Annotated in this window: 8 protein-coding genes; all 8 read right to left on the bottom strand. The window is 71.5% G+C overall.

Annotated features, from left to right (window positions below; genetic code table 11):
* Positions 1-47: 47 nt before the first annotated feature.
* The 8 genes from cas2e to FF36_RS25180 all read right to left on the bottom strand — a co-directional run bounded on the left by cas2e (position 48) and on the right by FF36_RS25180 (position 9,918).
* Positions 48-326, bottom strand: a complete 279-nt coding sequence (gene cas2e, locus FF36_RS25215) for a type I-E CRISPR-associated endoribonuclease Cas2e (RefSeq protein WP_044887666.1) — start codon at positions 324-326, stop codon at positions 48-50.
* Positions 323-1,318: a type I-E CRISPR-associated endonuclease Cas1e gene (cas1e, locus tag FF36_RS25210; protein ID WP_044887665.1), complete on the bottom strand. Its 996-nt coding sequence runs from the start codon at positions 1,316-1,318 to the stop codon at positions 323-325. The genes cas2e and cas1e overlap by 4 nt, the downstream gene beginning before the upstream one ends.
* Position 1,319: 1 nt before the next feature.
* Positions 1,320-2,132: a type I-E CRISPR-associated protein Cas6/Cse3/CasE gene (gene cas6e / locus FF36_RS25205; RefSeq protein WP_044887664.1), complete on the bottom strand. Its 813-nt coding sequence runs from the start codon at positions 2,130-2,132 to the stop codon at positions 1,320-1,322.
* Between the two features lie 6 nt (positions 2,133-2,138).
* Positions 2,139-2,966 (bottom strand): type I-E CRISPR-associated protein Cas5/CasD, encoded by an 828-nt coding sequence (gene cas5e, locus FF36_RS25200; RefSeq protein WP_044887663.1) that lies wholly within the window; start codon positions 2,964-2,966, stop codon positions 2,139-2,141.
* Positions 2,963-4,105 carry a type I-E CRISPR-associated protein Cas7/Cse4/CasC gene (gene cas7e, locus FF36_RS25195; RefSeq protein ID WP_044887662.1) on the bottom strand — a complete coding sequence of 381 codons (1,143 nt, stop codon included), beginning with the start codon at positions 4,103-4,105 and terminating at the stop codon, positions 2,963-2,965. The genes cas5e and cas7e overlap by 4 nt, the downstream gene beginning before the upstream one ends.
* 80 nt (positions 4,106-4,185) lie before the next feature.
* Positions 4,186-4,806: a type I-E CRISPR-associated protein Cse2/CasB gene (gene casB, locus FF36_RS25190; RefSeq protein ID WP_052681420.1), complete on the bottom strand. Its 621-nt coding sequence runs from the start codon at positions 4,804-4,806 to the stop codon at positions 4,186-4,188.
* A gap of 23 nt (positions 4,807-4,829) precedes the next feature.
* Entirely contained in the window at positions 4,830-6,452 is a 1,623-nt protein-coding gene (gene casA / locus FF36_RS25185; protein ID WP_052681418.1) for a type I-E CRISPR-associated protein Cse1/CasA, read from the bottom strand.
* A 616-nt stretch (positions 6,453-7,068) separates the two neighbouring features.
* The gene (locus FF36_RS25180; RefSeq protein WP_052681424.1) at positions 7,069-9,918 is read right to left on the bottom strand and encodes a CRISPR-associated helicase/endonuclease Cas3; all 2,850 of its coding nucleotides are present in this window, start codon (positions 9,916-9,918) and stop codon (positions 7,069-7,071) included.
* Between the last annotated feature and the right edge of the window lie 488 nt (positions 9,919-10,406).

The following is a 10,406-nucleotide window of genomic DNA, read 5'->3' as shown; positions in this document are numbered from 1 at the left end:
GGGAAGATCCCCGCGCGTGCGGGGACGACGCTTGCTGACCTGGGGGTTTAGCGGCGTTGGCGGGCGAAAAGCATCAGTCCGTCGTAGTCGACGGGGTGGGTGCGGTCGCGGCCGGCGGTGCGGGCGGACCAGCCCTGCTCGTTGGCGGCTGGCTCGATCATGATTGCGTGGCCGTCACCGACGCGGTCAGCGAGGACGGTCCAGAGGCGGTCGCGGACGCGGGCGCTGGGGTTGCCGACGAAGACGCCGGGAGCGATCTCGATCATCCATCGGGTGAGGTGGCCGCGGAGGCCCTCAGCGACGGCGATGAGGACGACGACGGTCACCAGGGCGGGGGTGGCTGGTCGGTGTCGGGGCCGGTGACACCGACGATCGTGGTGTCGTCGGTCCCGTCGGCGAGGTCGATCGCCCAGTTGACCCCGCCGGGGACATGGCCATCGACGTCGTCCCACAGGTGCAGGGCGTCGGCGTCGTCGATGTCCGCGTCCGCGTCGTCGAGGAGAAGGTCCTTGATGTCGTGGATGATGCGGGCCATGAGATGACCGTCGGCGACCCGGTCCCGGAAGGCGGTGCGGATGTCGCGTTCCTCGACCAATCCCGCAGCGGCGAGATCGAACGCCAAGGGAATCGTGTATTCGGCCTTGTACAGGTCGGCGATGTCGAGAACGAACGACGTGGCCGCCCCGGTGTGGACGAAGCCGAGGGCCGGACTCGCTCCGATGCCGACGATGGCCGCATGGCAGATCCCGTACAGGCAGCTATGCCCTGCGGACAGCAGTCGGTTGACGTCGTCGCCGTCGGCGAACGGGTCACCGTGCGTGTAAACCCGCCGGTTCCAGGTGACGCCGGCGCGGGCCGCGTGCGCGCGGTAGATCTTCTTGATTCGGGCGCCTTCCCGGCCTCGTAGCTGCTGCATGGTGGCGGTGCTGACGTCGTCGTCGGGGAACCGCTTGCCGTACATGCGCCGGGCGACGTCGAGGCGTTCCTTCGTCCGGGTGACGAGATATGCCTGCCGCATCAGCAGGCCGGCGCCGCGACTGGCGCCCAGGCCGGCGGCGTACATCCGCACGCCTCGTTCACCGACCCAGCACACGGCGGTTCCGGAGTCCGCGAGCAGGCGGACCGCGCCACTGGTGATACGGGTTCCGGGACCGAGCAGGACGGTCGCGATGAGGGCCGCGGGGACGCGCACCGTGCGTTCCTTATTGACCAGGACGATCGCGTTGTCGGCCCGGTCGACGTGGCTTTTCTCCACGTAGAGGGTCGAGATCCGGTCCTCGACGCGGTGCAGGTCCTGCGGGTCGGACAGCCACCACATGTCAGCCCCCGACCGGCGCGGCGAGCAGGGGCGCGAGGGTGATCAGGCCGCAGCCGTAGGCCTTGGCCGGGCCGACGCCGTGAAGCAGGGTCTCGCGCGCCCGGGCGGGGTCGCTGACGCGGAGAGCGCCCTCGAACGTCGCGGTGTTGAGCACGACCCGCCGGCCGGTCCGCGTCCCGTCGGCCGCCCGCTTGGTGAAGGAAAGCCGTTCGCGGGCGGTGAGCCGCAGCGCCGGTGCGCCGCGGTCCGGGCCAGGATCGGCGTCGGCTGGCTGGCCGAGGGGTTCGCCGTCGAGTTCGGCGGTGGTGAGCAGGGTGAAGCCCCAGCGGTCGACCCGATCGGTGAGCCAGGCGGTCTGGTGCGCGGCGGTGCGGTGGCCGACGCGGACGCCGCGGGGGCGGGGGCCGGCAAGGTGTTCTCGTTGGGCCGGGGAGGGTTTGTCGGGGGTTCGGGTGGCGCTGACGGTGTTGGCACGCAGCCGGAAGCGGAACTCGCGGCCGGCCTGGAGGCGGTCGAGCAGCGGCTGGTAGTCGCGCACGGCGATCTGCGGCTCGTCGGCGTGAATCCAGCCGGCCTGTTCGACGAGGTGCTCCCATGACGGGGTGGACTCGGTGAGGACGAGGACCTCGGCGCGGTGGGACCGGCTGCCACCCCGGGTCGCGTCAGCGTTCTCGACCCTCCACAGGACCCGTTCGGTGACGGGTTGGCGGGACAGGCCGCCGAGGACGGCGGCGTGCAGGCGCTGCGGGTTGTTCAGCAGCGCCTGGGCGCCGGTGCGCAGCGGGTTCAGCCAGATGCGAGACAGATAGGTCATGCCCGGTCACCATCCGAGGAGCGCGAAGGGATCATGCGGCGGGGCAGCGGCGTCGGCGGCGAGGTCGGCGTCGTCCAGGTCGTAGGGGGGCGGGAGGTGGACCCAGGTCTGGCGGATCCGGCGGCTGGTGAATCCGCGCTCGTGCGGGTCGAAGCCGGTGGGCAGGTCGTGGCGGACATCGGGGCCGGCGGGGTCGTCGACGGTGACGGGCAGGTCGACCGCGGCCGGGCGGGGACGCCGGCTGCGGATGAGGGCGTCGCGGTGCTGCGGCCCGGCCTGCCAGGGCACCCGGCCGAGCACGTCGACAACGTCGCCGGGCCACAGGTCGTCACCGCTGTCGGCGGCGAGGAGCAGCGGCTGGGTCGGTGGGCAGGCGCGGCGGCCGAGGGCGAGCGGGTAGGCGGGGTTGCGTAGCGCGTCGGCGAGGGTCGCGAGGACGGGTTCGGGCGCGGCGACGGCAGCGACGAACACCGCGTCCTGTAGGTAGAACCGCTCGGTGAGGTGGGTGTGCTTGGCCGGCGACGTCGGCTTCTGGGCGCCCTTCGCGCTGACGGCGGTCGAGGGCAGCGGGCGGCCGCGGTAGTCGCTGACGGTGTGGTAGTCGCGCAGCAGGGTGCCGGGCTGGTCGGTGCGGACCCCGAGAGTGAGGTCGAGGAGGTCCTCGATCGGGTCGGTGCGGCGGCGGCCCTGCGCGGCCGCGAGCAGTCCGACGATGCCGCTCTTCGTCGGTTCGGCCTGGGTGTCGCGGCGATTGAACATGCTGCGCGTGCCCCAGGACTGCATCGGGGCGGCGAGGCGCAGGGCCAGGCAGTGGCCGGCCCGGGACTCGGTCATCGGGTGACGCCCGCCAACCGCTGGCGGGCAGCGTCCACGACGGTGCTGATCACCTCGTCGAAGGGCCTTGCCGCGCCGAGCACCTCGGTCAGCGTCTGAGCGGTCGCCACGTTGTCGGGCGTGCGGTAGGTGGAGGCGACGAGTTCGGGACGCAGGCCCCACAGCGAGGTGGCGGTGCGCATCTCGGCGCCGAATCGGGCGACGGACCCGGCCAGGATGCCCTGCCGACCGGCCGACACAGGCTGCTCGAAGGCGGAGACGAGGTTGACCGGCTGGTCGGCGCGGACCGCGACGGTGAGCAGGTTCGGCACGGTGCGGTGGGCGAAGGAGTTCTGGTGGCCGGTCGGCATGGAGGTGGTGAACGCCGTGAGGAACACTCGCAGCGCCTCCAGGGTGGCCTCGACGTCGCCGGCCAGGTTCTCGGCGAGCTGGTGCAGGCCGACAGTGGCGAACCGGTAGAGCGTCGCGGACTGGAACTCGACCGTGCCGATCATCCCGGCGCCGGTCTCGCCGCGGGCGTTCTCGTCGTCGACGGCGGTGTAGTAGTCGAACTCGACGTCGACAGCGTGGGTGGACAGAGCGTGCGCGACCTGGGTGGCGGCGTCGACGTTGAGGGTCGCGAGGTCGGCGACCATCCGGCCGAACAGCGCGACGTCGATGGGATGGCCGCTGCCGAGGGTCGTCAGGACCGGGAGGTCCTTCACCGCGTCGGCCAGCTCCTTGTCATCGAGCTCGACCAGGCGCGGGATGTCGTCGGCGACGAGGTCGACGAGCCGCTCAAGCTGGGGACGGCCGAAGAACAGCAAGTAGGCCGTCTCCGCCGCCTTCTTGCCGGCGCTGATCTTCAGACCGCTGAGCAGGCTGGTGGCGATCCGGGTGGCGGACTCGGCGTCGAGCCCGCTGCGAGCGGCGAGCCGGTCGGCGAGCAGCGCGGAGATCCGCTTGGTGCGGGTGCCGAGGCGGTCGGGATCGACGTGTTCGGCGAACGCTGTCCGGGTGGCGCGCTTCCACGCCTGTGAGCTGACCCGGGCACGCTTGACCCCGCCGTAGACCGCCTGCTTCGGGGTACCGGCGTCGTCCCGGTTGAGGTTGGACGGCGGGACGGTCTGCAGGATGTGGACATCGATGTAGCAGCGCATCGGCTGGTGTTTCCTTCGGCTGGGTCAGGATGGTTGGCGTCCGGCGCGCGGGCGCGACACCGGGCAGTGATGCGTACGGGTCAGGACGTGCCGGGCGCGCCGGCGTCAGCGGCGGCGGCACCAGCGGTCTCGCCGCGGCGCGGGCGGAAGAAGTACTGGCTTCCCCAGCGGCGCCGGACCTCGCCGATGCTGCTGGGGTTCTGCCAATCGATCAGGTCGTGCCACAGGGCGGTGTAGTCGAGGCCGATGGTGAGCTGGCGGAACTGCCGAACGAGTCCGCGCAGGTGATAGGCGGCCTCATCCAGGCCGGTGGCAGTGGCGGCGGTGTTGAACCGGCGGTCGACCGCGTCGGGGCTGAAGGAGCCGCTGTCGTGCAGGCGCAGGGCCGCCGTTCCAAGTCCGATGCCGACCTGGTGCGCCGGGACGGACAGTGACTGCTGGTGGATGGCGTAGAGAGTGAGCGCGACGTGCTCCGCCTGCAGGCGGGGGCTGATCTTGCCGTCGGCGGTGAGAGTGGTGTAACAGCGCCACATCTGGGGGGCCTCGCCGGGGGCGCGGCCGACGCCGCGGCGCAGCGCTGCCAGGTCGGCGCCATCGGGTCGGCCGCCGGTGTGGTCGCGTTCCCAGAAGTGCCGACGGGGGGCCGTCCCGGTGGAGGGGGATGGCGCTGTCCCGGGCGATGTCCCGGCTGCCTCGGACATCCGATCTCCTTGTGGTTGTGGCGTCAGGCGGCGGCAAGGTCGCGCCGGTTGTCCGCATCCCGGCCGAGGACGTCGTTGAGGGTGCGGCGCAGAGAGGTCTCGGCGACGGCGAGCCGGGCGCCGAACAGTTCGTCGGGGTGCGGGCCGAGGAACGCGCGCGGGCCGGCGGTGGACAGCAACGGGTCGACCGTCTCCCAGATCACCTGGCGGGCGATGACCTTCCACGCCAGCTCGGCCTTCGCGGCGTCCTGCGGGTGTCGCGCGAGCCCGGCCAGCAGCCGGCGCACGGTCGGGGTGAAGTTGTGCACGAGCATGTCGCCGAGCCGCTGCCCCTTGTCCCACGGCAGCTTCTCCCCCGCCCCGGCGGCTTCCCGCAGGGTGTCGCCGAGCCGGTTGGCGGCGACCCGCAGGCTCTCGGCCTGGTCGGCGACGGCCAGCACGACTCGGCGGACCTCCGAGTCGCGCAGCAGCGCGGTGACCGGCAGCGGGATCTCGTCGACGGTCACCTCGTCGATCACCGCCGACTGGGTGCCGTACTGCACGCCGACCGTGAGCACCCGCAGTGCCAGGTCGGCGGGCAGGATGCCGTCCTCGCGCAGGCCCGCGGCCTGGGACAGCAGCTTCGGTGCGGAGACCTTCTCCCCGGGGGTGGGCACGGTGGCCAGCAGGGCTTCGAATCCGCGCCAGGCCGCGCGCCCCGACTGGTGGCGCACCGGGCGCACCGGCGGCTGGCCGGCCTTGGGCTTGTCGACCTGCCGCCAGGCGGTGTGCGGTTCGAGGTGGTGCACCGAACCCAGGAGCCGATCGCCCGCGGCGAGCACCACCTGCCGCACCGAGATGCCGCCGGGGACGGTCGGGTCCTCCTGCGGGATGAGGCGGATCCGCCGGGACTGCCAGGTCAGCAGGTCTAGCAGGCCGCGGGGCGGCCGGATCATCCAGCGTGGCCCGGCTGGTGCCTCGCTGGCCCACTGCGGCCGGTCGTCGGGGCGTCGGCCGGCGGGCAGGATCGGGAGGTTGAGCATCAGCGTGTGGAACAGCGTCTCGCCCAGGGGGACGACGACGCCGAGCTGACCGAGCGGCCCGGTGTGGTTGCCGGTCGTCTTCCCGCCCTTGACCTGCGGGTCGCCCACCACGCCCGTCTTGATCGCCGCGGTGTCCCAGCAGTGCGCCGCGAGCAGCGCCCGCGCGGCCGCGGCCGGCGAGAGCCGAGGCGGATCGCTCTCGGTCCGGGAACTGAACAACGGGACGCTGTTGCCGGCGGCGAGCCGCGGAACCAGCAAGGACACCGGCCGGGTCTCGTTCTTCGCCGTGTGCAGTCCCGCGACCTGCGCAAACGGCCTTTCGGTGGAGAAGAGGCTGAACTGGTCGGCACGCGCCGTCAGGTATTCGGTAATGCGCTCGCCGTCAAACACGCCGACGTCCCACCGCTGTGCCCAGTCGTCGTCGGTACGCAGCACACCACATGCTTCGAGGAGTACGGGCAGCAGCACCTGACGCAGGATCGCCACGGCCTCCAGCGGATCGTCCAGAGCAAGCCCGTCAATCTCCTGCGCGTGGACAAGCGCATCCCGGATCCCGACCTCGACCCGGACCCCTCGCCGGTCGACCGGAATCCACCCAGCATCGATCAGACTGAAATCATCCACCTGTTTCCCCCGTCCGTCCCAGGCCCCTCGAACCGCATCGCCACCAGAGATGTATCAGGGCCCACCGACAGTTTTCGGACCCGAGTATGTGTGCCCGATCCAGGAACCTCAGTGGCGGGATCCACCCGCGGCCGAGCGCCTTCGACCGCGAGCATGGCGACGCGCCCGATAGCGGTAAAACTCCTTCCAGAGCTCAGTACGATCCTCGGATCGCTGAGGGACGATAGCAGCGAGTATTCCGAGCACCGCCGTCGCCGCCAACGCCACCCACCAGGCGGCGCCGTCGAGTCCAAGAAGCGGAGGGCCCGCGAGCCACAGCGTCGGGGGTAGGGTCCGCGCCTGAAGTCGCACCTGACGCAAAGGGTCACGTTGCGGAACATCATCGATCGCCAGCAACAACCTAGCAGATTGACCTAACTGGGCATCAGCGGACTCTGCAAGCTGGGGAGGCCGCTACAGTGGAGACGCCCAGCCACGCTGGGGTTGCCCTTGGGCGTCCGCCGACCTGGCGTCGTCCCCGCACCCGCGGGGTTCCCGTCAACTGCTGACGTCGTCTGGGCGGGTGACTCAACTTGCAGTCCGAGCCACCTGCCCAGCGACGGATCCCGAACACCAATCACCGGTTGCCAGCCGAGACTACGAGGCCGAGGTTGTTGTCGTAGCGTAGATCGCGGCCGCCGAGGGTGGCGGCGTGCTGGTCGTCGAGGATGAGGGCGCGGGTGCGGCGCAGCCAGGGGTCGCCGCCCCAGCCCGGCAGCGGGGTAAGCGTGGCGCGAGCCGCGGCCGTGAGCTCCGGGACGGCGGGCAGCCGGATCACCGAGCCGACGACCTCCTCCAGCACCGCGTCGTCGGAGACGGCGACCTCGCCGCTCGGGCCGAGCCGTCGGCCGGACAGAGTCAGGTAGCCGCCGGCTGGTGCGCGGCGGACGAGAACGACCTCGATCGACTCCTCGCCGTCCCGCACGACCGCGGCGACCCGCTCCTCGGTCTCGAGCGCGGCGGTCCCGTTGTCGTGCAGACCCGCGAGCGTGGGCAGGCCCAGCCGGTCCTCTCCGGCGAGCAGGAACGCCGAGGCGTTCACCCGGCGGCGGGCCTCGTCGCCCTCCCACGCCGTCCGCGCCGCGGCGAGCGCGTCCGCCCAGCCAGGCGGTCCGAGGGGCGCATCGCCGTAGCCGGTGGCGACGAGTCCGGGAACGTGTTCCGGGATCGACCAACCGGGGCCCTTGGCCGCGTCGGCGACGAGGGCCGCGGCCCGCAGGAGCAGGTGATCCCCGTAGACGGCCCGGCTCCCCCCGGGATAGCGCGGGACGTCCTCGCCGGTGAGCCGCAGCCCGCTGACGATCACCTCCGGCCCGCGCAGGTTCGCCGGCCGATCGGACGATGGGCGTTCGTGCCGGTGCAGCCGGCCGACGCGTTGCAGCAGCAGGTCGACGGGCGCGAGATCGGTGATCAGGACGTCCACGTCGACGTCGAACGACTGCTCGGCCACCTGGGTGGCCACCACGACCAGCCGCCGGGGCCGGGCGGCGGCGCCCGTCCGGCCGGGCGGGCCGAGCCGGTCGACGACCTCGGCGGTGCGGTGGGCCCGTTCGGCGGCGGTGAACCGGGAGTGCAGCAGGACGACGTCCGCGCCGAACGCGGCCGCGAGCTCGGCATAGACGTCCTGGGCGCGCCGGACGGTGTTGCAGACGACGAGGGCGCAGCCGCCGTCACCGACGGCGCGGGTCACCGCCGCGGCGACCGTCCGCGGGTCGAACGCGTCGTCCTCGTCGAGGATCCGCACGTTGACCGGCGTCGACGGGCGCCACGGCTGAGCGGACACGCCGGCGAAATCCGGCTCGCCGCCGCGGGTGAAGACCGCGGTTGTGCTCGGGTAGCCGTCGGGCGTGGGCAGCGCGGCGAGGTCGACGTCGCGGCACTGCAGAGCACCCTGCAGGTAGGCGCGGGCGAGCTGCTCGCGCAACGCCGGGGGCAGCGTCGCCGACAAGACGATCACCGGCACGCCGGAGTCGGCCAGCCAGCGCAGCGCCTCGAACAGGAACTGCGCCATGTACACGTCGTAGGCGTGCACCTCGTCGAGGATGACGACCCGCCCGGCGAGGCCGGCGTGGCGCAGCATGACGTGCTTCGTGCGGGTCGCGGCGTGCAGGAGCTGGTCGACCGTGCCGACCGTGACCGGGGCGAGCAGACCCCGCTTGGCACCGAGGAACCAGTCAGCGGCCGCCGCCGGACCGGCCGGCGGCGCCTCGGATCGCGCCGCGGCGCCCGCCCGGCCCTCGCCGTCCACGCCGAACTCGTCGCCCAGACCGAATGCGTCGCCCATGCCGTAGTCATCGGTCATGCCGAAGTCGTCGAGGTCGTCGTGCACCCCGGCGAAGCTGATCTGACTGCGCAGGGCCGCCCATTCTGGATTGAAACGCGCCCGGCCGTGCAGCAGACCGATCGGCACCTCGACGTCGACCGCGGCGAGCCAGGCACGCACTCGACTGAACATCGGGTCGCTGGTCGCCTGCGTCGGCATTCCGACATAGACGCCGTCCGCGCCGACCTTCGCGGCCAGTACCTCCGCGGCGGCGAACGCGGCCTCCGTCTTGCCCTCACCCATCGGCGCCTCAAGAATCAGCAACCCCGCGCCCGGCATGTCCCGGGCCAGTTCCACCGCCGCAGACTGCGCGGCGCGAGCCGCTTTACCGAACCGGTGCCGGACGAGATCGTGCTGGTCTACGGGCACGAGGTTCGGACGCCGCCAGCCGCCACGTAGTCCCAGTTCTTCCCAGGCTTTCCGGGCGCGGTCCCTGGCGGCAGCCATCGACACTTTCGTCGGATCAGACAGCCCGCCGAAATGCGTGTGATCGCTCGCGATCCAGTCGGCCATGATGATCAGGCCAGACAGGGTGAGCTGGTCCCCGCGGCTCGGTGTCCTCGCCTCCCCCAGACCTGGCAGATCGACACCGAGGTCGGCGGCGACCCGATCGACGAACGCCTGCTGGGCCTGCGGCCAGAGGCCGACGCCATGCGCCACACCAGGGTTGACCAGCCTGTCCCGGCCAGGAATCCGGCCATGATGACCCGCAACCAGCGGCCACACCCAGTTGCACGCCTGCCGGCTCCACCCGACCTGCGGCAGGTACCCACGCAGGATGACCGCACCGGCGCGCGCATGATGCCAACGCCGCCCCTGCTGCGGGCTCACGCTCTTCCAGTCGAAACCCGCCGCTCGGACCCGTGCCGCCAGGCCGTCGTCCTTCATCTGAAAGGCCGGCGTCGCCTTCCCGACGTCATGCAGCCCGCACACCAACGCGAACAATGCCCGCCCCTGCCCGTCGCTGACCGCGTCGAGCCGTTCCCGGATCACCGGCGCCAGATACCGATCCCAGACCAGCTCCCCCACTGCGGCCGTATCCAGCAGATGCCCGAGCAGAAGATGCATCGAACCACCCCCCTTCTCCGCCGACTTCCCCCACACCACTCCCAGCGCCAAACTCTCCACACACACCCCTCTCAAAGATTCCACTCAATCGCATTCCAGAGACAAGCAGAAAACGCCCCAAGACCCATCATCCACAGGATATATTTCCGTGTAGTCAAAAATGACAAGGCACGAAACCTGCGACATACAGAACTCCCGCACTTGCGGGAACAATTACCGGCCGATGGTGTCGAGCACGGAGATGACGGGAAGATCCCCGCGCATGCGGAGACGACGACGCGGGGTGGAGGGCGTGAAGCACGACCCATGGAAGATCCCCGCGCAGGCGGGGACGACACCGAGGTCGACCACTGGGATATGTCCCCGCCCGGAAGATCCCCGCGCGGCGGGGACGACGGGTCGGGACCGGGTCACTCCGTGGGCCGTTCCGGAAGATCCCCGCGCGTGCGAGGACGACCGAGCCGGGTGGCGATACCCAGCCTCCGTGACGGGAAGATCCCCGCGCGTGCGGGGACGACCAGCAT

Source organism: Frankia torreyi (genome assembly GCF_000948395.1).
Classification (GTDB): domain Bacteria; phylum Actinomycetota; class Actinomycetes; order Frankiales; family Frankiaceae; genus Frankia; species Frankia torreyi.
Note: the sequence above shows the minus strand (reverse complement) of the source record. Positions and strands in the feature narration are given on the sequence as shown.

Coding starts and splice junctions, on each gene's coding strand:
- cas1e (WP_044887665.1), bottom strand. CDS start 1,318: ATGTGGTGGCTGTCCGACCCGCAGGACCTGCACCGCGTCGAGGACCGG.
- cas6e (WP_044887664.1), bottom strand. CDS start 2,132: ATGACCTATCTGTCTCGCATCTGGCTGAACCCGCTGCGCACCGGCGCC.
- cas5e (WP_044887663.1), bottom strand. CDS start 2,966: ATGACCGAGTCCCGGGCCGGCCACTGCCTGGCCCTGCGCCTCGCCGCC.
- cas7e (WP_044887662.1), bottom strand. CDS start 4,105: ATGCGCTGCTACATCGATGTCCACATCCTGCAGACCGTCCCGCCGTCC.
- casB (WP_052681420.1), bottom strand. CDS start 4,806: ATGTCCGAGGCAGCCGGGACATCGCCCGGGACAGCGCCATCCCCCTCC.